This window comes from Escherichia sp. WS33 (assembly GCF_046486385.1).
GTDB lineage: Bacteria > Pseudomonadota > Gammaproteobacteria > Enterobacterales > Enterobacteriaceae > ECMA0423.
This window is the reverse complement of the sequence record NZ_JBJQLJ010000028.1, coordinates 1-23,260: the sequence shown is the minus strand read 5'-3', so window position 1 is coordinate 23,260 and position 23,260 is coordinate 1. Positions and strand designations below refer to the sequence as shown.

General features: G+C 49.5%; 15 protein-coding genes and 2 pseudogenes. 9 read left to right on the top strand and 8 right to left on the bottom strand.

Annotated elements, in window-relative coordinates; all coding sequences use genetic code 11:
• Positions 1-121: 121 nt before the first annotated feature.
• Genes ACJHXA_RS19170 through ACJHXA_RS19155 form a run of 4 tightly spaced genes read right to left on the bottom strand, consistent with a single transcriptional unit; the run spans position 122 to position 4,585 of the window.
• Complete coding sequence (locus ACJHXA_RS19170; protein ID WP_000083455.1) at positions 122-1,540, bottom strand: DUF1116 domain-containing protein; 1,419 nt, start codon at positions 1,538-1,540, stop codon at positions 122-124.
• Positions 1,540-3,087: an acyl-CoA synthetase FdrA gene (gene fdrA, locus ACJHXA_RS19165; protein WP_000111812.1), complete on the bottom strand. Its 1,548-nt coding sequence runs from the start codon at positions 3,085-3,087 to the stop codon at positions 1,540-1,542. Before fdrA ends, ACJHXA_RS19170 begins: the two co-directional genes overlap by 1 nt.
• Positions 3,077-3,940, bottom strand: coding sequence for a DUF2877 domain-containing protein (locus tag ACJHXA_RS19160; RefSeq protein WP_001315281.1), 864 nt, complete (start codon positions 3,938-3,940; stop codon positions 3,077-3,079). Before ACJHXA_RS19160 ends, fdrA begins: the two co-directional genes overlap by 11 nt.
• Positions 3,941-3,979: 39 nt before the next feature.
• Positions 3,980-4,585, bottom strand: coding sequence for an ankyrin repeat domain-containing protein (locus ACJHXA_RS19155; protein WP_000023635.1), 606 nt, complete (start codon positions 4,583-4,585; stop codon positions 3,980-3,982).
• Between the two features lie 257 nt (positions 4,586-4,842).
• Between ACJHXA_RS19155 and ACJHXA_RS19150 the strand changes: the two genes are divergently transcribed.
• Together ACJHXA_RS19150 and ACJHXA_RS19145 are read left to right on the top strand one after the other, a co-directional pair.
• Entirely contained in the window at positions 4,843-5,340 is a 498-nt protein-coding gene (locus tag ACJHXA_RS19150) for a DUF1097 domain-containing protein (protein ID WP_001013880.1), read from the top strand.
• A 91-nt stretch (positions 5,341-5,431) separates the two neighbouring features.
• Positions 5,432-6,364, top strand: coding sequence for a LysR substrate-binding domain-containing protein (locus ACJHXA_RS19145; protein WP_001084379.1), 933 nt, complete (start codon positions 5,432-5,434; stop codon positions 6,362-6,364).
• A 41-nt stretch (positions 6,365-6,405) separates the two neighbouring features.
• Here the strand turns inward: ACJHXA_RS19145 and ACJHXA_RS19140 are convergent, their stop codons facing one another.
• The 3 genes from ACJHXA_RS19140 to betT form a co-directional block, all read right to left on the bottom strand.
• Positions 6,406-7,494, bottom strand: coding sequence for an EAL domain-containing protein (locus tag ACJHXA_RS19140; protein ID WP_000146391.1), 1,089 nt, complete (start codon positions 7,492-7,494; stop codon positions 6,406-6,408).
• A gap of 141 nt (positions 7,495-7,635) precedes the next feature.
• Positions 7,636-11,619: an autotransporter adhesin EhaA gene (ehaA, locus tag ACJHXA_RS19135; RefSeq protein WP_001406337.1), complete on the bottom strand. Its 3,984-nt coding sequence runs from the start codon at positions 11,617-11,619 to the stop codon at positions 7,636-7,638.
• 574 nt (positions 11,620-12,193) lie between these two features.
• The gene (betT, locus tag ACJHXA_RS19130; protein WP_000131044.1) at positions 12,194-14,227 is read right to left on the bottom strand and encodes a choline BCCT transporter BetT; all 2,034 of its coding nucleotides are present in this window, start codon (positions 14,225-14,227) and stop codon (positions 12,194-12,196) included.
• 128 nt (positions 14,228-14,355) lie between these two features.
• On the opposite strand from betT, the gene betI reads away from it, so the two are divergent.
• From betI to betA, 3 genes are read left to right on the top strand one after another with little or no spacing between them, the layout of a single operon-like run.
• The gene (betI, locus tag ACJHXA_RS19125; RefSeq protein WP_001295527.1) at positions 14,356-14,943 is read left to right on the top strand and encodes a transcriptional regulator BetI; all 588 of its coding nucleotides are present in this window, start codon (positions 14,356-14,358) and stop codon (positions 14,941-14,943) included.
• Between the two features lie 13 nt (positions 14,944-14,956).
• The gene (gene betB / locus ACJHXA_RS19120; RefSeq protein ID WP_000089077.1) at positions 14,957-16,429 is read left to right on the top strand and encodes a betaine-aldehyde dehydrogenase; all 1,473 of its coding nucleotides are present in this window, start codon (positions 14,957-14,959) and stop codon (positions 16,427-16,429) included.
• 13 nt (positions 16,430-16,442) lie between these two features.
• Positions 16,443-18,113 carry a choline dehydrogenase gene (gene betA / locus ACJHXA_RS19115; RefSeq protein ID WP_001159102.1) on the top strand — a complete coding sequence of 557 codons (1,671 nt, stop codon included), beginning with the start codon at positions 16,443-16,445 and terminating at the stop codon, positions 18,111-18,113.
• 695 nt (positions 18,114-18,808) lie between these two features.
• Here the strand turns inward: betA and ACJHXA_RS19110 are convergent.
• Positions 18,809-18,942, bottom strand: a pseudogene (locus ACJHXA_RS19110) (hypothetical protein).
• 245 nt (positions 18,943-19,187) lie between these two features.
• On the opposite strand from ACJHXA_RS19110, the gene ipbA reads away from it, so the two are divergent.
• The 4 genes and pseudogenes from ipbA to ACJHXA_RS19090 all read left to right on the top strand — a co-directional run.
• A complete protein-coding gene (gene ipbA / locus ACJHXA_RS19105) occupies positions 19,188-19,751 on the top strand; it encodes a tyrosine-type DNA invertase IpbA (RefSeq protein ID WP_001295805.1) in 564 nt (187 codons plus the stop codon).
• A 329-nt stretch (positions 19,752-20,080) separates the two neighbouring features.
• Positions 20,081-20,875, top strand: a complete 795-nt coding sequence (gene hyxR, locus ACJHXA_RS19100; protein WP_001315275.1) for a LuxR family transcriptional regulator HyxR — start codon at positions 20,081-20,083, stop codon at positions 20,873-20,875.
• A gap of 153 nt (positions 20,876-21,028) precedes the next feature.
• On the top strand, positions 21,029-21,790 hold the full coding sequence (gene hyxA, locus ACJHXA_RS19095) for a protein HyxA (protein ID WP_001406334.1): 762 nt from the start codon (positions 21,029-21,031) through the stop codon (positions 21,788-21,790).
• A gap of 41 nt (positions 21,791-21,831) precedes the next feature.
• Positions 21,832-23,136: pseudogene (locus ACJHXA_RS19090) on the top strand (adhesin); the annotation flags it as partial.
• Between the last annotated feature and the right edge of the window lie 124 nt (positions 23,137-23,260).

Here is a 23,260-nt window from a genome sequence, read left to right as displayed (position 1 = left end):
GGTGATTAGGTTATGACCAACGCCAGACTGCCTGATGCGCTACGCTTATCAGGCCTACAATTCTCGGGCCATCCGTAGGCCGGATAAGGCGTTCACACCGCATCCGGCATAAACATGTAAGTCAGACGCCGTAACGTTCGCACCAGCCGAGAATGGCTTTCTCGAAGCAGGCGAATGGTGGATGCACAATGCCCGCGCCAATCATGCCGACGCCCGCATCTTTATGGGCGATGGCGGTGTTGATCACCGGCAGAATGCCGCTGCTACCCACGCGGGTGATGTCGATTGCCGACGGCACGCCCATAAAACCGAGCAGCGGAATGGTGACGTTGGGGTTTTCGCCAAGGGTGATTTCGCGCATCTGACGGGAGAAATCGATAGCCTCTTCCACCGTGCCGCCCACCAGTGCGACGATTGCAGGCGCGGTCGCCATGGCAAACCCGCCAATACCGTAGGTTTCTGTGATAGCGCTGTCGCCGATATCCAGCCCCGAATCTTCCGGCTTATAACCAGCAAACATCGGGCCGATGACCTGCTGCGCTGGGCCGGTAAACCACTGCCCCGGCAGGCCGCTGACCCGCAGGCCGAACTCGACGCCGTTACGCGCCATGGTGGTGACCACGGTGCTGTATTCGATGCCGTGCGCCGCATCCATCGCCGCTTTACACATCGCCATCCACGTCGGGCCGGAGAAGTAGTCGCTGCTGGCGACAAACTCGAACACTTCGCGCTGTTGCTCGACGGAATAGCCTGCCTGAATGATCCCCGGCGTCAGTGCCTGAATCAGCAGCGTCGTCCCGGCGTTATTGCGGTTATGGCACTCATCGCCCATATGCAGCGCCTGCGCCAGCATTAAGCGCAGATCGATCTCACCGATAATTTTCATCGCGTCGCGCAGCATTGGCCCCTGCACATCGCGCATCCAGTTGAGGCGGTCGATCACGCTCTGATCGTTGGCACCCATACGCAAAATCTTCGCCATCTGCTCGCTCATATTGGTATAAGCGATGTTGCCGTAGGTTTTGTTTTTCACGATGTGCATAAACATCGAGGCCGAGGTAACGCCCGCCATCGATCCCACGCAGTCGTGTTCGTGGCACGGCGAGAAGGTGATCTCCCCGGAGGCCGCCAGTTCAGTCGCCTCATCGAGATCTTTCGCCAGCCCTTCGAACACCAACGCCCCGGTGACCGCGCCTTTCATCGCGCCGCACATTTTTTCCCAGGTGATCGGCGGCCCGGCGTGAAGAATGGTTTTCGGCGTCATGCCCGGCACCACGTTAATCGCCTGATCAAAACCAATCAGCACCGGATGCGACTGGATAATGCGCTCCAGCGCCTGCTGGTTAGCGGCGGCGATTTTGTCTGCCAGCGGCGAATCGGCAATGTTATCCAGCGCCTGCACCACCTGCATATTGCCCTGCCCCGGCGGCGTCCAGTCGAGTTGAGTCACTTCTACATGCTGCTTTTTCAGGTCATCGCTAAACATGGCGATACCGACGTTAATAACGTTCAACGGTTGGCTAAACAGTGACTGGCTCATCAGGCTTCCTCCCCTTTGCAGATAAATTCACGCGCCAGCAATCCGGTATTGGTGCTGCTGCTCGCCAGAATCACTCCGGCATCAAGCAGCATCTGGCTTTGTTGTTCTAATGATGGCGTATCGAGATCGGTGCCCAGCACATAGGCGAGAATGATCAACTCGCGTCCTTCGGCGGCGGCGATCGCTTTCGCTTCTTTGATCGCCTCGATGGTGGAGCCGACCGGATCTTCATGCGATCCAAATCCGAGCACAAAATCCATCACGATCACCGCCACTTCTGGATCGCGCGCTTCTTCGATCAAGCGACTGATGCGGTTGGTGGGGTCAATCATTGGATGCGGCTTGCCGTTGGTGAAGTCGTCATCGCCAAAGTCGAGGAAGGTGTGTTTGATGCTGCGGTTGATATCTTGCAGGCGGAATTCAGGATCGGGCTGAATGTTGCTGTAGACATCGCCATGTTTTTCCATCACCGCGAACATGGTTTCGTCGCACAGCGTGCCGCCGCAGAACAGGCCACGTATGTATTTCTGCTGCGGTTGCAGACGCGCACGCACATCAGCAATCAACGGCTGGTTAAGCGTATGCAGGTCGAGATTTTCCTGTTTCACGCCGGAGAGCATCACCGCTTTTAGCGCCGCCTCTTTGCTGCCGCGGGCAAACTGTAGCCCCTGCTCATCCACCGGCGTTTCAACGCGACCGAGGAAGCAGACCACCACCGGCTTGCGGCAGGCGCGCGCGCGTTCCAGCACTTTACGGGCCACCGCAGGCGCGGGCGGTTTGGAGATAAGCACAATGATTTCAGTTTGCGGATCGTTTTCCAGCATCCCGATGGCGTCGAGCATCATCAGGCCGCCGATTTTCTCGCTCAGGTCGCGCCCGCCGGTGCCAATCAGTTGTGAAACGCCGCCACCAAATTCATGAATGCGGACGCTCAGTTCCTGGCTGCCGGTGCCAGATGCGCCAACAATACCGATGTTGCCACGACGCACGGCGTTGCCAAAACAGAGCGCCGCGCCGTTAATAATCGCCGTACCGCAGTCTGGCCCCATCATCAGCAGCCCTTTTTCGTGGGCCAGTTGCTTGAGCGCCAGTTCATCTTCAACTGAGACGTTATCGGAAAACAGCATCACGTTGAGATCGTTTTGCAGCGCCTGACGCGCTTCGCGAGCGGCAAACAGACCGTTGACCGAAATCACCGCCAGGTTACTTTCCGGGATATGCTTTTTGGCGCTGGCAATAGTGGCGTAACGCGCCTCGTGCGAGCCGCTTTGCGCTTTGCTATTGAACAGTTCTTCAATCTCCGCCAGCAACTGCTCATTGTCCGCACCCGATTTACCATTGATGACAATCATCAGGTCGCCGTTTTTCGCCTGTTCCAGCTCCGGCGTCAGCAGTCCTAAATTTTTCAGCACACCTTTGTTCATTTCGGTCGCCATCGCCACAAATGCCTGCTCGACGCCGTCGAGTTTATTTGCACGCGTGGAGATAGACATCAGCGAGACAGAATCAAAATAGGTATTCGGTTTAATGACTATTTTAACTGACATAATTCCCTCCGTAGGTTTGGCTCAGCGCACAACCATCGGCCATGCCATACAGCATGTCGCAGCCGGAACTGGAGCCAATATGTTTAATTTTTTCTATTGCCTGAGTTGAATTCCCAGGGACGCCATAAATAATATCGTGAATAAAATGATGAATATTTTCCCGGCAGCGTTGTTGTAATGCGGCTTCCAGCGTTATGGCACTTAATAATGTGGTATTATTTCTGCCGCGTTGCAGACCGCGATAAAATTCCTCTTTGTATTTTTCCGCCGGATGCCCGGAAATAAATAAAATAAGTACCAGTCCGGTCAGATAATCATCGGCTGATGGCGTAAGGCCAATCCCTAACCCCATCATACTGGCGACCGCTGCGGCGATATTTTGTTTTTCGTTTACTGCCTGAATAACTGCCCGTCGTTTAATATGTAGTTCTTTATTTAACGCCTGATAAAACGGATTATCGCCGCGATAATTAAACAGGGTTTCATTTTCCCCCAGGTGCTGATGAATAATGTCGTGCCACTGTTGCCAGGCGATAAGGTGAAAATTCACAGCGGTCATTTGCAAGGTTGGGGACAGCCAACGCCGACAACGACTCATCTCTATATGAAGATGTTGACCAACCGTAATACCTTGATCGTCAAACTGAACCTTATCACCATGCCGGAACAGATCATCAAAGTGAGTGAGTGCCAACCGACAACTGTTTGGCGCATTGTCGTACTCTTCACAAAGCAGCGTCAGCAACTGCTGGCGAGCCGGGAGTGCGATATTTACCGCTCTGGCAAAGACCTGTTCAACCTGTCCTTGCCCCCGCTGCGCCAGAAAATCCGCATCCGCAGTTAGCGCCCACACACACCGTCTTTCTGGTGTGTTGATAGCAAGCCTCCCGGTTTATGCACCTGCGGCAATCAGTAACTGCGCAATCTCTTCAAAGCCCCGTTCCCGCGCCAGTTCCAGTGGCGTTTTGCCATATTTATCGGTCAGATGCGGGCTGGCACCGTGTTCCAGCAATAACTGCACAATCGCCTGCTGTTTAATACCACCATCATTAAGCACAATCGCTTCCAGTAGCGGCGTCCAGCCTACATGGTTGGTCTGGTTAACGTTAATCTCCGTATGCGCCAAAAGCTCTTTTACAATACTTAAATGGCCTTTTTCACAGGCAGGCGTCAGGCCGACACCGCCAAAACGGGTTACGCAATTAAGATCGGGTTTAGCCGGTAAAATAATTCGTAGTAGCGTTAAATCATCGTTCAGACAGCTAATTAAAAAAGGATTTAAACAGGTATGATCTTGCTTATTAATATCCGCTCCGGCATCAATTAATGCCTGAACGCAAGCATATTGCTGATATAAACTTGCCAGCGTAATTGCCGTTTTCCCCTGACGATCGCAGGTATTAATATCGACACCCAGCGCAAGGCAGGTTTTTACTTTATCGATATCACCCTGTTGTGCAGCCAATAAATAGTCGGCAGGTAGATTTTTTATACTCATTCACATTCCCCTGGTTTTTGTGGCTGTTTTCGATGAATTGAGAATAGCAACGATAATCTGATAAAAGAACCCGCTTAAATTTAATTCGCTGTATTTCGCCTTTTTGTTGAATGATGTTCAACAATCTTTTCGCAGTGTGCGGTAGTGCAATATTTGTTTCTTTGACCCGATACCCTTTCACTCAATCAGGTTTTATTTCTCTATAGTCTGCACATGTAAGAGTAGCTTTCGTCCATGTCTAACCAGAGGGGAACAAGATGAACGGACTCACGGCAACGGGTGTCACCGTCGGTATTTGTGCAGGGCTTTGGCAGTTAGTGTCTTCACATGTCGGGCTCTCTCAGGGATGGGAATTATTAGGAACCATTGGCTTCGTCGCCTTTTGCAGTTTTTATGCCGCAGGCGGCGGTAAATCGGGGTTTATCAGAAGTCTGGCGGTTAATTATTCCGGGATGGTGTGGGCATTTTTCGCCGCGCTGGCTGCCGGTTGGCTGGCCTCTGTAAGTGGACTGTCCGCGTTCTGGGCGAGCGTAATTACTACCGTACCCTTCTCGGCGGTAGTGGTCTGGCAAGGGCGTTTCTGGTTACTGTCCTTTATTCCCGGTGGCTTTCTCGGCATGACGCTGTTTTTTGCCAGCGGGATGAACTGGACGGTGACGTTACTGGGTTTTCTGGCGGGTAACTGCGTGGGGATAATTTCAGAATATGGTGGACAAAAATTAAGCGAAGCGACGACTAAACGCGACGGGTATTAAAAGTTATTCAAAAATGATTATCTATCTTTAACCGATACCTCTACAGTCATAGCTGGAGAAATTCATAGTAGATAATGGCGAGAATGGTTTAATGAACTCAATTTTTACCGAAGAGAATCTGTTGGCATTTACTACCGCTGCGCGTTTTGGCAGCTTCAGTAAAGCCGCAGACGAGTTGGGTTTAACCACTTCCGCCATTAGCTACACCATCAAGCGTATGGAGACGGGGCTGGATGTGGTGCTGTTCACTCGCAACACCCGCAGCATTGAGTTAACCGAGTCCGGGCGTTATTTTTTCCGCAAAGCTACCGACCTGCTGAATGATTTTCACGCCATCAAACGCAGTATCGATACTATTTCGCAGGGCATAGAAGCACGGGTGCGCATTTGTATTAATCAGCTGCTTTATACGCCCAAACACACCGCGCGCTTATTACAGGTGCTGAAAAAGCAGTTTCCTACCTGCCAGATTACCGTGACGACCGAAGTGTATAACGGCGTCTGGGATGCGATTATTAATAATCAGGCCAATATCGCCATCGGCGCACCCGATACACTACTGGACGGCGGCGGTATTGATTACACTGAAATTGGCGCGATTCGCTGGGCTTTTGCTATCGCCCCGGATCACCCGTTAGCCTTTATGCCGGAACCCATCGCCGAAAGCCAACTGCGTCTCTACCCTAATATTATGGTGGAGGACACCGCGCATACGATTAATAAAAAAGTGGGCTGGTTGCTGCACGGGCAGGAGTCAATTCTGGTGCCAGATTTCAACACCAAATGTCAGTGCCAGATTTTAGGTGAAGGAATTGGTTTTTTGCCGGATTACATGGTCCGTGAGGCGATGACGCAATCCCTGCTGGTTACCCGACAAATCCATAATCCGCGCCAGGATTCGCGCATGTTACTGGCGACTCAGCATTCTGCTACGGGTCAGGTGACGCAGTGGATTAAAAAACAATTTGCGCCAAATGGCATATTAACGGGGATCTATCAGGATTTACTGCATCGGGAGAATTAATCGCTGCCAACCTCCCGATGCGCTGTGAATAGCGGTTTACATCAACCACCTGCTTTCATTACCCATTCAGAGATAAATTTATTACCCGGTACTGGCGGAGAGTACAAATAGCCCTGCAAAAAGTGAACGCCTTTACCGATCATTAAATCCGCCTGCTCCTGGGTTTCTACCCCTTCCGCCACGATACTCAGACCAGGCTTACGCGCTAGTTCGACAATATTGTCCACAATATGACCGGAGATTTCGTCGACACTCGCCATTTGCACAAATGACTTATCGATCTTAATAAAATCGACCGGGAACGCCTGCAAGTAACGATAGGTCGCATAACCCGTACCAAAGTCATCCAGCGCAAAGGTAATGTTGTGCTGATGAAGGCTGTCAAATATCGCTCTGGCTTCTGGCGTTACCGGAATAGGATTACGTTCCGTTAGCTCGAGAACCAGCTTGATTTTATCGTTACCTAATTTCTTAACCAGGTTCAGACACTCTTTTTCAAATCCCGCTGCCAAAAAACAACCCGCCGAGACGTTGATGCCAATATGGAAATTGTCCGGCAGCAAATGTTTTACCGGCATCAGAATATCCGCAGTCTGTTTCATCAGTTGGCGGGTCATTATGACAATAAGACCGGATGACTCCGCCAGAGGAATAAACTGATCCGGTGGGATAATTCCCGTTTGTGGATGTTCCCAGCGGACAAGTACCTCACAGCCCGTCAGTACCCCAGTCTGCGCGCAGAAAACCGGTTGGATCCACGGTTTGAATTCGTGGTTTTCCAACGCCAGACTGATGGCTTCAGGCGTGACGATATGGTGACAACGGTTATCAGGGATATAAAAATTATTTTTATTTCCCGTGCCACTGATGACTTGCGGATGATATTGAAAAAAGATATCCCGCCAGAAGGTAATATCACTCTGGATGCCTAGTTTTTCATACAGCTGCTTCTTTTGATGTGAAATTGTCTTTGCACTGCGATTTCTGTACTGTGAGATTTCTGTAACCGACATTCCCTCCATTAGCAGCTTGAGTAAAAGCCGTTCTTTTTCGGACACGATACCAGGCAACGTCAAATTCACCGTTGCCCCGAACTCTTCCAAAAAAACACTCAAATCATGCGAAGCCATTGAACACACCTTGATTAAATCTTGTGCGCCAGCTAAATCTGCGAGTCTTCACTCTGACTGATAAAGCTGGCTGCAAGAAAATGACACAGAGAGCCGAATTATCTCCCGTTCGGCTCTCTCTCCTTTTACTCATTATTCAGATCAGAATTGCCACTTAATGCCAACCATTGCAGAGGTGTCATTATATCCCCTATCGGCAACCTGAACGCCCACATTCCCCCAGACATTCAGGTTGGCATTTAGCTGTCCTTCCACCCCGGTTTTTATCTCAGCAATATTTCGGGCTCCATCCTGAGTGACGGACACGCCATCCATACTGGTGCTGAAATCCTTACTGTTATGCAGCCAGTTCACTTCTACAAACGGCTGGAACTCGCGGGATTTACCGTCATCCATTTTATGGTGGCTCTTCAGCCAGGTTTTTACGCCAAGTCGGGTTTGAACATTGCCATCACCGTTGCTATGAACGAGGGTTCCGTTGCTTTCGCGGTGCTTATCGGCTTTGACTCCCATCCAGGTAACCTGTGCTTGCGGCTGAACATACCATTCATTACGCGTTCCCTGGCTGCCATTAAATTCAGCTAATTTGTGTTTGTATCCAGCTTCCAGTGAAGCGGTAAATCCTTTTGATTTATAGGATTCACTTTGTAAGTCATCCCCTTTCACTGTGTTATCAAACCAGCTGTACTGCGCCCAACTGTCGAGATACGCGCCATTACGCGACTCGTCATCGGCATACCAGGTGGCATAGAGGCCGGTGCTATATCCGTTCACACTCGCTTTTGCACGATAACCGGTTCGCGAGGAAATGGTTTTGCTGTCGCTGTTGCCATATCCCGCCATGACCCCAACATGCCAGCTGTCGCTGCCGTTTTGGCTCCACTGCGCGACATCGCCTCCCAGTTGCAGAACATAGCGATTGCTTTGGGTTTTCAGCTGGCCGCTGCCATCACGCCATTTATTACGACCACCTTCATGGCGCATCCACATAGTGGTTTGTTTCTGCTCACCCGTCACCATGTCGGTATAGTACGTATTACCCAGACGCTCATGCAGACGCGTGGTGAACATTGTATTCGCTGCTGCAAGGTTCGCAATGTAGCTACCCGCCTCCGGTCGCAGGTCATTATCCACATTCAGATCCGGACCCGGCGTAGGTGTCGGGTTAGGGTTCGGCTCTGGATTCGGGTTTGGCTCCGGATTCGGCATCGGGTCTGGCTCCGGCTGCAGTTCAGGAGAATCACTGCCGCTGGTCAGATACCAGTTACCACTATTTGCCCCTTGTCCACGCGCGAGAGTGTAGTCATACGCCCCCGCAACGATACGACCAGCCTGAACAAATTCGCCCTCAGACTTACCGTCTACATGGATAAGTTCGATACCGTTAAGGGTTTTCGCACCTATACCGCCAGCGTTATTCACCGTAACGGCAGTCGTGCCGCTAGTATCGCCCTCGACAACCAATTTATCGGTTACTGAGTCATCGCCATTCAGTACCGTATTCATTACTAGTTGACCGTTATTACCGTGGTAGTTCCCCTTCACCACTAACACATTGCCAGCTTGCTGTCCTGACATTCCGGTCATCAGCGTACCGTTGTTGGTCAGATTGCCGCCCAGGGTGTAATTCACAGACGCAGCCGCTCTTTTTTCAGTGCTATTATTCAACGCCAGGGTACCGTTGTTCTCAACGTTTGCGCTACCCAATCCCTGCGCATGACTTACCAGGACATTAGCCGAATTAGCAATGTTCACATTCGCCGTCAGGTTGCTGTTATCGCCCGCGATGTCCAGCGTGCCGCCCTGAATATTCAGCTCTCCGCTCCCCGTTAACGAACCGGTTGAAGTGCCCCCGTTGGTAACCGTCAGACTGCCGCCATTTAAGCTCAGCAGTGAATCGGCGCTGCCATTGAGCGTGCCCACGGTCTGGCTGTGACCATTCATATCCAGTTCAGTCTCTGCCGCCAGACGCAGTTCATGGGTATTACCCAACACGTTATCGTTATTCAACAAAAGCGTCCCACTGCGCAGATCGGTAACACCGGTATAGTCGTTGTCTTTGTTAGAAAGCGATACGGTCTGACCTTTCTGGCTGCTGAATGCCAGGTCACCACTGCCGCTAATCTTTGCGCTGAGATCGGCGGCATTCTCGCTTTTACCGTTAGAGCTCAGCACCAGAGCATCGCTGTCGGTAGCGTGTAAATCAAGCTGGGTCAGGCCGTAACCGATATACAGACCGTCATTGTTTACCCCACTCGTCAGACGATAGTCGTAAGTGCCGACGGCCGCTTTTTGCCCATTCTGCTGAATATCACGTTGGGCGCTGCTGGAGAGGATTTGCCCATTTTTATCCTGCAATTGCAGATTGCCCGCATCGCCCAGAACTTCCGCACCTTGCGCATCAACCAACTTAATGGTGCTGTTACCATCATCAACTTCAGTAAGCGATAACGCGGAGTCAATATCACGAGATACTGAGCGGACAACGTCACTGTCAGAAACCTGAATCACACCCTCGCCGCGCAAATCCAGCGTTTTACTAACGTTGACTGTCCCTTCTGTCATCTGTGCACCTGCTGCCAGGGCACCAAAATCAACCGTTCCGCCGGAGAATCCCAAAGTGCTAATGGAGTGAGCGCCCTTACCCACTGTTACCAGGCTTCCCTGACCCGCAGTGATCCCGCCTTTCTGCAGAAACTCAGCATTCTTTTCCAGATTAAATGTCGTGTTCTGGAACGCCAGTGAACCCTGGAACCAGTCTGTATAAGCAAACTCATCAAAGGAGAATTCGTGATTCCCCATGTTTATTTCAACAATGCCTCTACCTTCAAGATCGTTATCAAATACCCAATCTTTATTGGCATTGATTTGCAGTTTGCCATCAACATCCAGTTCCGCACGTCCGATGTTCTTGTCTTCAGAAATAACAGCTACAGCATCGGAAGCAACATCAATATATCCGTAGAATGCATAGTTATTGCCGGTCAACTCCACCGTCCCACTGTCGATACTTATTGTACCGTTGCCGGAGATCTTATTGGCAAAGGTCATGCTATCCTCAGCCTTCAGGTGTAATTTCCCGCGGTTGGTGATTTCTGCAGAGCCTATATTTTGGGTGATCCCCAAAGCGCCATTTTTCTCAATCGTTACTTTGCCGCTAAAGGCAGAGTTATCCCCGGTTAAGTAAGTCGTACCATTGAGCGCATTGATATAGCCCAGGCCCTCGCTGTCACTGACAATATCCGCGGAAATAGTCGCGTTTTTATCCGTGTGGTTTAAGGTGATTTTCTTCTCGGATGTCTTTGCCCACACAAACTCAATTTTTTCGGCATCAATAATCCCTGCAGCCTTCGCAGCACTTCCTTCCTGTGCACCTAACGCTAACTCAGAGTTGGTGCTTAAACTAATAGTCGGCGCAGAGATTTTACCACCTTCCGAAACAGCAAGTGTTGTATCGGAGTTTTGATCATAATAACCCAGGCTAATTTTCTCACTGGCATTAACTTCACCGCCGTTATTAACTGACAGGTACTGATTACCACCGTAACTGCCGTAAACGCCCATAAAGAAGGTTTTAGAATTTACCTGGCTGCCTTCACCACTGACATTTCCCTGCAAATAGGTCAGACGGCTGGTGCCCTTAACATGGATTTTGCCGCCGTTGGAAACATTAAAATAGCCGCGATCGTGTCTCATGCCTGAGTTTGATTCATACAAATCATCAGCATATAACTCGCTGCCAGCATTGGAGACATTCAGGAACCCCGTCCCTTTTAACAAAAAGTTAAGTGGGCCATTGATTGTTACCTTTCCTCCGGTAATATCCAACCCACCACCAGAAGCGAGAGTCAGACGCGGACGGGAAGTATCTGTCGCATTGATTACCAGATTGGCATTGTCAGTCACCGTAATACGGTAATCGATGCTCTGGTTCTCTTTGCCAAAATCAATAGTTTTATCCTGGTTTACGATGACATCATCGGCGAATACCAGAGATGAATATAAACTTATCGCGCTAATTAAAACAGCCCGGGACTTTTTTCCTTTTACTCTGCTCCCCAGCTCCGAGCAGACGCTCCAACAGTTACGGGACCTGTTCCACTTTAGCCGATATATTTTATTCATCACAATCTCCAGCAATACATCCAAATAAAACCAAGATTGCATAAACAGCAACGCATTAAATGCCATTCCGGTTACTGTTCATCGCATATAAAAATTCAAAAATTTTGCATAGCATTGACAACCACATATCTGAGTATGTAGTTCAGAGGGTAATAAAATAGCAAGTTACTACTGAAAACTTATTTTAAGTTAACACTCTTAACTTTATCATTACATTCCCCCCCCAGTCTCTAATACCTGCGCATTATATGTATCCAGGAACTCAAATCAACTCAAAATATAAACAAAAGCAGGAGAAATACATTTAATATACAGCCGGTAAAAGTGGTAACTCTTATTAGGTATCCAAATATAAGAATCGTCTTATTAATAAATATATAACCCTATAGGACTGAATCCATTCAGCTAATACAAAATAAAGTCGTTAATTAATAAAATATAAAATCATGAAGTGATACAAGAGGAATTTCAGGATATGACATGACAATCATATATAATATATGCATAATTTTTTACAGCGAGTCAATGATTCCCGCGCCATATGCAGACATGGCGCGGTTTTATGCAATAACAATCACGCGTCCGGGAACATCACGCTATGGCCCGGCGCTTCACGATGGAGATGAATAAAGTTAAGGTGCCGCTCGTACTGGTCAAGAATATCGGTGATCACCTGCTCTTTGCTGTAGTCCATCAGGTCGTTGCCCTGGCTGCCTTCTAACAGGAAGGTTTCCAGCCGGTAGTAGGTCGATTTACCGCTACGTGCGCGGTAGGTAAAGCCCGGCACCGAATATTGCTGCGGCCAAATCTGATAGACAAAGTTTTGTTCTTCGCCCATATGCACCAACAAATCCAGATGCCCCAACTGTTGTCCCTCTTCCGGCGGCAGGCTTTTTAGCTCCACGTACGCGCCGCGCAACCGCAGCTCCTGCGCCACTTCTTCCATTGCCGGGTAACAGACCGTCTCCATCATCTGTTTAGTGTAACGCGTGCCCGGATAATTCATCAGGCGCGAGAGACGTTTTTTCCAGCTCAGGCGATCCTGAAGCCCCAGCGGTCGCGGCGCGGTATCGCGGTTGGCACTTTCACGGCGGTAATCTTCTACCTTCAGAGATTTATACAACCCCGCCATCACGAAGAAGATCACAAAGCTGAACGGCAGCCCCATAATCACCGTGGTGTTTTGCAGCGCGGATATCCCGTTGGTCATCAGCATGCCGAGCGTCAGCAGGCCAATCGCCACCGACCAGAAGACGCGCAGCCAGCCGGGGGCGTCGCTGTTGATATCTTTAAGCTGCGAGGTGAAATTCCCCAGCACCAGCGCACCGGAGTCCGCCGAGGTCACATAAAACAGCAGGCCAGTAATGGTGGCGACGGAGGCGCTAAAGGTAAACGCCGGATACTGCGCCAGCAGGCTGTAGAAGCCGCGCTCCGGATGGACCATCGCTTCCTCGGCAAATGCCGCGCCGCCGTGGATGATTTCATACAGCGCGCTATTGCCGAACACCGAGAGCCATAACAGCGTGAAGGTAAACGGAATAATCAACGTGCCCAGCACGAACTGGCGAATGGTACGCCCACGCGAGATACGCGCCAGGAACAAGCCGACAAACGGCGACCATGCCACCCACCATGCCCAGAAGAAGAGCGTCCAGTTATTCATCCACTCAACTGGACGGTCGAAGGCAAAACTGTTGAGCGTCATGCCCATAAAGCGATTCACATAGTCGCCAACATTCAGCACCAGCGCATTAAGCAGGAACGAGGTGTCGCCCATAAACAATACGAACAGGATCAATCCCAGCGCCAGCGCAACGTTAAGTTCCGATAACACACGAATCCCCTTATCGACACCGGAGGTGACAGAGATCGTGGCGATTATCACCGACAAGGCGATCAGTGCCGCTTTTGCCGCCATCGAATCGGGAATATCAAACAGTACGCTCAAGCCATAGTTAAGCTGCACCACACCGATACCGAGCGTAGTGGCAATACCGAAGATGGTGCCGATCACCGCTGCAATATCCACTGAGTGCCCTATCGGCCCGTTAATCCGTTTACCGAAGATCGGGTACAGCGCCGAGCGGATGGTGAGCGGCAAATTATAACGATAGCTAAAGTATCCGAGCGCCATGCCCATCAGCGCATACATCGACCAGCCGGTTAAGCCGTAGTGAAACAGCGTCCAGACCATCGCCTGACGCGCGGCCTCAATCGTCTGTCCCGCGCCTTCCGGCGGCTGCATATACTGCGTTACCGGTTCGGCTACGGAGAAGAACATCAGGTCGATACCGATCCCGGCAGCAAACAGCATCGCCGCCCAACTCAGCAGGCTGAATTCCGGTTTGGATTGTTCTGGCCCGAGCTTCACCGAACCAAAACGCGAACAAGCGATACAGACCACAAAGACAATATAGAGCGTTGCCGCCAGTAGATAGTACCAACCGAAGGTTTTAGAAACCCAGTCCAGCGTGCGGCCAATCCACAGGGCCGAGAAGTCGCGAAACAGGATCGTTGTCAGGGAAAACAACAAAATCAGTCCGGCGGAGGTGTAAAACACCACCGGATTGATTTTGTCCTTTTCCCTGCTGTGTGAAAGGTCTGTCATCCAGTATCCCCACTGTTATTGTTACCATTTAAAATCAAATTCGTAACAATTAAGACACATTTTATATTGAACGTCCAATCAATAACCGCTTTAATAGATAAACAACGCTGATGAATGGAGTGGCGAAAATGCCCAAATTGGGGATGCAGTCGATCCGGCGCAGACAACTGATCGACGCCACACTGGAAGCAATAAATGAAGTGGGCATGCACGATGCAACGATCGCGCAGATCGCCCGCCGTGCAGGCGTTTCTACGGGGATCATCAGCCACTATTTCAGGGACAAAAATGGTCTGCTGGAAGCAACCATGCGCGATATCACCAGTCAGCTGCGTGACGCGGTTTTGAATCGATTACATGCACTTCCGCAGGGCAGTGCAGAGCAGCGATTACAGGCGATTGTTGGCGGAAACTTCGATGAAACGCAGGTGAGCAGTGCGGCGATGAAAGCCTGGCTGGCGTTCTGGGCCAGCAGTATGCATCAGCCGATGCTCTATCGTTTACAGCAGGTCAGTAGCCGCCGCTTATTGTCGAATCTGGTGAGCGAATTTCGCCGCGAGTTACCGCGCCAACAGGCACAGGAAGCGGGCTACGGCCTTGCCGCGCTGATTGACGGATTATGGCTGCGCGCGGCACTGAGCGGCAAACCGCTGGATAAACCTCTCGCACACTCGCTGACCCGTCACTTTATTACTCAGCATTTACCCACCGATTAACCGAGGAGACGTGATGTCCCGAATGGCAGAACAGCAGCTTTATATACATGGTGGTTATACCTCCGCCACCAGCGGTCGCACCTTCGAGACCATTAACCCGGCCAACGGTAACGTGCTGGCGACCGTGCAGGCCGCCGGGCGTGAGGATGTCGATCGCGCCGTGAAGAGTGCCCAACAGGGGCAAAAAATCTGGGCGGCGATGACCGCTATGGAGCGCTCGCGTATTCTGCGTCGGGCCGTTGATATTCTGCGTGAACGCAATGACGAACTCGCAAAACTGGAAACCCTCGACACCGGAAAAGCATATTCGGAAACCTCAACCGTCGATATCGTTACCGGTGCGGACGTGCTGGAGTACTACGCCGGGCTGATCCCGGCGCTGGAAGGCAGCCAGATCCCGTTGCGTGAAACGTCCTTTGTGTATACCCGCCGCGAACCGCTGGGCGTAGTGGCAGGGATTGGCGCATGGAACTACCCGATCCAGATTGCCCTGTGGAAATCCGCCCCGGCGCTGGCGGCAGGCAACGCAATGATTTTCAAACCGAGCGAAGTTACCCCGCTTACCGCGTTAAAGCTGGCTGAAATTTACAGCGAAGCGGGCCTGCCGGACGGCGTATTTAACGTGTTGCCGGGCGTGGGCGCGGAGACCGGGCAATATCTGACCGAGCATCCGGGCATTGCCAAAGTGTCATTTACCGGCGGTGTCGCCAGCGGCAAAAAAGTGATGGCTAACTCGGCGGCCTCTTCCCTGAAAGAAGTGACCATGGAACTGGGCGGTAAATCACCGCTGATCGTTTTCGATGATGCGGATCTCGATCTCGCCGCCGATATCGCCATGATGGCAAACTTCTTCAGCTCCGGTCAGGTGTGTACCAATGGCACCCGCGTCTTCGTTCCGGCGAAATGCAAAGCCGCATTTGAGCAGAAAATTCTGGCGCGCGTTGAGCGCATTCGCGCGGGCGACGTTTTCGATCCGCAAACTAACTTCGGCCCGCTGGTCAGCTTCCCGCATCGCGATAACGTGCTGCGCTATATCGCCAAAGGCAAAGAGGAAGGCGCGCGCGTACTGTGCGGCGGCGATGTACTGAAAGGCGATGGCTTCGATAACGGCGCATGGGTTGCACCGACAGTGTTCACCGATTGCAGCGACGATATGACCATCGTGCGTGAAGAGATCTTCGGGCCAGTGATGTCGCTTCTCACTTATGAATCTGAGGACGAAGTGATTCGCCGCGCCAATGATACCGACTACGGCCTGGCGGCGGGCATCGTGACGGCGGACCTGAACCGCGCGCATCGCGTCATTCATCAGCTGGAAGCGGGTATTTGCTGGATCAACACCTGGGGCGAATCCCCGGCAGAGATGCCCGTTGGCGGCTACAAACACTCCGGCATTGGTCGCGAGAACGGCGTGATGACGCTCCAGAGTTACACCCAGGTGAAGTCCATCCAGGTTGAGATGGCTAAATTCCAGTCCATATTCTAACCAGGAGGTTTATTTGCAATTTGACTACATCATTATTGGTGCCGGCTCAGCCGGCAACGTTCTCGCTACCCGTCTGACTGAAGATCCGAATACCTCCGTGCTGCTGCTTGAAGCGGGCGGCCCGGACTATCGCTTTGACTTCCGCACCCAGATGCCCGCAGCGCTGGCGTTCCCACTACAGGGCAAACGCTACAACTGGGCCTATGAAACAGAGCCTGAACCGTTTATGAATAACCGCCGCATGGAGTGCGGACGCGGTAAAGGCCTGGGTGGATCGTCGCTGATCAACGGCATGTGCTACATCCGTGGCAATGCGCTGGATCTCGATAACTGGGCGCAAGAACCCGGTCTGGAGAACTGGAGTTATCTCGACTGCCTGCCCTACTACCGCAAGGCCGAGACTCGCGATGTGGGCGAGAACGACTACCACGGTGGCGATGGCCCGGTGAGCGTCACCACCTCCAAACCCGGCGTCAATCCGCTGTTTGAAGCGATGATTGAAGCGGGCGTGCAGGCAGGCTACCCGCGCACGGACGATCTCAACGGCTATCAGCAGGAAGGTTTTGGCCCGATGGATCGCACCGTCACGCCGCAGGGCCGTCGCGCCAGTACCGCGCGCGGTTATCTCGATCAGGCCAAATCGCGCCCTAACCTGACCATTCGTACTCACGCTATGACCGATCACATCATTTTTGACGGCAAACGCGCGGTGGGCGTCGAATGGCTGGAAGGCGACAGCACCATCCCAACCCGCGCAACGGCCAACAAAGAAGTGCTGTTATGTGCAGGCGCGATTGCCTCACCGCAGATCCTGCAACGCTCCGGCGTCGGCAACGCTGAACTGCTGGCGGAGTTTGATATTCCGCTGGTGCATGAATTACCCGGCGTCGGCGAAAATCTTCAGGATCATCTGGAGATGTATCTGCAATATGAGTGCAAAGAACCGGTTTCCCTCTACCCTGCACTGCAGTGGTGGAACCAACCGAAAATCGGTGCGGAGTGGCTGTTTGGCGGCACTGGCGTTGGTGCCAGCAACCACTTTGAAGCAGGTGGATTTATTCGCAGCCGTGAGGAATTTGCGTGGCCGAATATTCAGTACCATTTCCTGCCAGTAGCGATTAACTATAACGGCTCGAATGCAGTGAAAGAGCACGGTTTCCAGTGCCACGTCGGCTCAATGCGCTCGCCAAGCCGTGGGCATGTGCGGATTAAATCCCGCGACCCGCACCAGCATCCGGCGATTCTGTTTAACTACATGTCGCACGAGCAGGACTGGCAGGAGTTCCGCGACGCAATTCGCATCACCCGCGAGATCATGCATCAACCCGCGCTGGATCAGTATCGTGGCCGCGAAATCAGCCCCGGCACGGAATGTCAGACGGATGAACAGCTCGATGAGTTCGTGCGTAACCACGCCGAAACCGCCTTCCATCCGTGCGGTACCTGCAAAATGGGTTACGACGAGATGTCCGTGGTTGACGGCGAAGGCCGCGTACACGGGTTAGAAGGCCTGCGTGTGGTGGATGCGTCGATTATGCCGCAGATTATCACCGGGAATTTGAACGCCACGACAATTATGATTGGCGAGAAAATAGCGGATATGATTCGTGGACAGGAAGCGCTGCCGAGGAGCACGGCGGGATATTTTGTGGCAAATGGGATGCCGGTGAGAGCGAAAAAATGAGTCGTGATTTGAACTGACTCAAGAACCGATCTGATTGAGAGTTACCGTTCCAGGTATGGGGACAGAATCGTTATATAAAACATAGGGGTAACTCTCATGCTTCATAGTGACAACCTCGCCAGCAAATTCTAAGCGGACTCGTTCAATCTGGCTGATGAAGGTGCTATGAATGCACTGATAAACCGCAGGTGAAATGCCACTCAGCTTAAGAATTACGCCGCTAGTGTTCCTGGCTATGGTGACTTGTTCACTCCCGCTCACGGTTAGCATATACGAAAAGGGTTCTTGAAACGAGGACAAAAATAAGTCAGACCAAAACAACGTGGAGCTTTAAACACGATTCGTATAATTTATTGGCAGTGATTTATTTTTACTCTTCTTTAATTAATCATCATGCTTAAATATTTTTTAGCACAAGATTATCGCTTCGCTAACATTTTATTTTACATTAATTTTCAATTGATAATAAAAAGTTGTTAATAAGTTTATGCGAAAAATAAAAATTGTTGAAATACTCTCCAGCAAATGAATCAAAAATAAACAAATTGATATTTACAAAAAGCAAAAAAACTATTTAAGAGAACATCTTTAATTTATTAGCAGAACCCATCAATAATGATTTACTTACGACTAAAAAATATCTTACAACAATGTGTTATTGTAAATTAACGGGAATAATATTAAATTTTTATTTTCTACACCCTAACTTCACAGAACGACAAAATGCATATAAAATCAATAAGATAATAATAAAAACAACCTCATAAGAAATAACGTCAAATATCTCAAAACTACTAAACATCACTAAAAGATTAGACGTAACACACATCCCCCACGCCCTGTAGTTCATAGCTTTTATATTTATTTTCTCACATCACTGTAGATAAAAACACGCATTAAAAATGACTTGTAGAAAAGCTGCACAATAAATAGTTCATATTTAATCTGTTGCGTAGAACTACTATTCAAAAAATCTTAATAATGAGATAATGAGATTACATCGATAACGTTCTGATTGCAGGCATACTTATCTGGGTGTGCCTCTCTTTTTTTTAAAACTGTACACGGTGGCGTATGACGAGAAAATATCTCACACAGGATGAAGTCTACAGGCTGATGGATGCAGCCCAGAGTATGTCCTTTCCTGAAAGAAATCGCTGTCTAATTATGATGGCTTTCATTCACGGTTTTAGGGCCAGTGAACTTCTTGATTTACGTTTATCCGATATTGATGCATCTGGAAAACAACTTAATATTCGGCGTATTAAAAATGGTTTCTCGACAACACATCCTCTTCTTCCTGATGAATATAATTTGATCAAGTTGTGGCTTAAGCAGAGGAAGTTAATTGAAAACGGAGTTGAAGGAGACTGGCTTTTTCTCTCCCGGAAACGCCGCCCTATCAGCAGACAACATTTTTTTTCTATCATTCGTGAGGCTGGAAAACGTGCAGGATTAGCTGTAAAAGCACATCCTCATATGTTACGTCATGCCTGTGGTTTTGCTCTGGCTGACAATGGTGTCGATACCCGACTACTTCAGGATTATCTGGGTCATCGAAATATTCAGCATACTGTCAGATACACAGCCAGTAATGCTGCTCGTTTTAAAGGGGTGTGGAAAAAAAAGCCTCGTTAAAACAGTACCTTCTGATTCAAAATGTCAGATTCCTACGTTTTCCTCAATTCTTCCATAAAAAAACAGCCCATTCAATTAAATAAAACACATAACATGTTGATATTTCTCGCTAAAGTAAAATAACCCCATGATTTGAAATGATTAACCACAAAGATCATACCAGTGATTAACTTTCGCTCATATTGTTAAATAACACAAAATTAAAAACAATAAAAATCAAACAAATTAGATTTATATTCCAAGAAAATTAAATATTCAGGCTATTAAACCAAACCTGACATTTTGAATCAAAATGTCAGGTTTTGTAGCAATGGCGTGGACGAGTCTGAATGAAGAAGCCTCTGGTTATTATCAGTGCCTGTCAGTTCACCAGGCTGGCACTGGAGTCTCTCATCCCAGCGGACAGGTATATCGTGCGGGTGTACAGCAACGTCACTACAGAGGTTGAATTCGTTTTAAAGACCTCCTGTGGCTACCTGTTGGCTGATATCCCTTCGCTTCCTTCGGGGGAGTTAGTTCTTCTGGCTTGTCTTGTCCGCTTGCGGAGTGATGCCGGGCAATGGCAAGTCTGCCTGACCGGTGACTCCGACTGGTTCGATAATGCTCCTGCTTCAAGTCTGTATAACGGCTTCCCACATATCGGCACCTTGCTGAAAGCGAGTCGTTATCAGAATCAAATTATCCGCTGGTTACTACGTCCTTTACCCGGCGATATGAGTGATTTCTGGCTCCTGACTGCACGGGAGTTAAGCGTGCTTAAGATTCTGATGCAGGGCATGAGTTTCAGTGAGATTGCCCGTTATGAACAACGCAGTTCAAAGACTCTGCATGCGATTGCCACACAGGCATTAAGGAAACTTGGACTGGGAACACTAAGCGATTTCAGGCTGCTCTATACAGGATGCGGTGACAGCAGAGTCAAACGGAATATACGGCTACATGCAAGATATGTCGGACAACATTCCGCTCATCGACTCACTCAGTATGTGCAGAACATGGTGTCCGGAATTCTTTATCCAGAGAAAGTTATCGTTGGTAAATCAATAAATTCTGACGCCATATCCGGAAAAGTGCTTTCCGGGCAAAGAAAACATATGTCTAAAAAAAGACCAGGAGTGTTATGACACAGCAGCGTTGTTACTACCACCCACTGCGGCGCGTACGGACTCGCTACAGTGTAGGGGCCAAAATATTTCTACTGCTCTGGGCTGCAGGAGTGGGAGGCACGCTGTACAGCCTGTACAGCGTGCTGGCGTACTGACATCTGTGAGGGAAGGATGCGTTTCGTTCTTTTCTGTCCCTCAGGAATTGTACCTGCACAGTTTGAAGCTCTATCAACCGGTTCTGTCTGCAATATTACCTGCATCAGAACAGAAGAAGAGTTACGCAATAAATTGCGGCACAGGCCGCAGAGTGTCGTGATATCGGCAGGGCGACCTGCCGAATGCGCTGAAATGTGGTTCCGATTTTATCGGGATCACTCATTCGTGGTGGTGTTGTGCGTCGCGCCCTTTTTTCTGCCACCGGATGTGAGTATTTCTGGCGTTCTCAAAAACCTGAGGTTACTGAAAACAGGAATGTCAGTAGAGCGTGCTATCAGTGTTGCAAATGCCTCTGGTGGGTTTTCAGGACTGAAACATGCAGAAAATTTGCCAGTTATGGACAGTTACTCTGTCTTTATGAATGAGGTGAATAACCGCACAAAGACAATCGTCATGTCAGAACGCTTCCCGGAAAAGCAAAAGAAGGTGTTGTCGTTGCTTCTTGCTGGACACAGCTGGGAATACAGTGCGCAGTTTCTCAAAACGGGGATAAGACAGATATGGCTTGCTGAGCAGTCGCTAAAAAAGCGTTGGGGAATACCGGACAGCATGTCATTGCGGGAAGCCCTGCTGCTGAGCAGCAATAAATTTCACGGTGATGGAAATGCATTGGAAAAAACGAATGCCATGACATTGCGTGAAAACGGAAATACCAACAGGTATTCCGTGGTGGTAAATGCAGGGACGCAGGCTTTATCTCTGCATAAATATAAATAAGTGGGAAATTGAAATTAGTTACCAGAATGGAGAATTTCTTCATGAAAAACAGTAAGGCATTTTACCGCAGCGCATTAGCGACAGCTATTGTTATGGCTCTTTCTGCACCAGCATTCGCTGCTGATAACGCGGTATCAACTACACCGGTTACACTGGATAAAGATAAGACAACTCTGGATCAAGATGTTGTTATTAGCAATACAGCAGACCAACAGATTACAGCCGTAACAATTAATGCGGCAGATAAAGATCTTAATGTTACTTTTGGCGGTCATGATATTACTGCTGAATCAACGGCAGACAAAAAATTCCTTGAAGGTGTAAAAGTTAGCGGTGACAAAAATGTTGTGATTAATGCTACAGGCTCCACCATCACAGCTCAAGGTGAAGGCACCTATGTCCGGACTGCAATGGTCATTTCTTCAACTGGCGATGTTGTTGTTAATGGCGGTAATTTCGTTGCAAAAAATGAAAAAAGTAGTGCGACAGGAATATCTCTGGAAGGGGCCACGGGAAATAATGTAACGCTAAATGGTACAACCATAAATGCTCAAGGTAATAAGAGTTCCAGCAACGGCTCTACGGCAATTTTTGCTCAAAAGGGTAGCGTATTGAATGGTTTTAAAGGTGATGCAACCGACAACATTACCCTTGCTGGCTCAAATATTATTAATGGCCGGATTGAAACAATAGTTATTGCCAAGGAGAATACGGGAACTCATACAGTCAATCTGAATATTAAGGATGGCTCAGTAATTGGGGCGGCTAATAATAAACAAACAATTTATGCTTCTGCTTCGGCACAAGGAGCAGGTTCAGCAACGCAAAATTTAAATTTATCTGTCGCCGATTCAACCATCTACTCTGATATCCATGCCCTTTCTGCAAGCGAGAATTCAGCCGGTACCACAACAAATGTAAACATGAACGTTGCCCGCTCTTACTGGGAAGGTAATGCTTATACCTTCAATAGCGGCGATAAAGCGGGTAGTAATCTGGATATAAATCTTTCCGATAGCTCAGTCTGGAAAGGCAAAGTTTCAGGGGCAGGAGATGCCAGTGTATCTCTGCAAAACGGGTCTGTCTGGAATGTTACGGGATCCTCAACTGTTGATGCTCTGGCAGTAAAAGACAGTACGGTTAATATCACGAAGGCTACAGTCAATACTGGCACGTTTGCTTCTCAGAACGGCACTCTGATTGTTGATGCCTCTTCTGAAAACACTCTGGATATCAGCGGAAAAGCGAGCGGTGACTTGCGTGTTTACAGTGCGGGTTCATTGGATCTTATCAATGAACAAACGGCATTTATTTCTACCGGCAAAGACAGCACTCTAAAAGCCACTAGACTGGCCCCATGAATCTCCAGACAACCAATATCACTTAAATAAGTGATAGTCTTAATACTAGTTTTTAGACTAGTCATTGGAGAGCAGATGATTGATGTCTTAGGACCGGAGAAACGCAGAC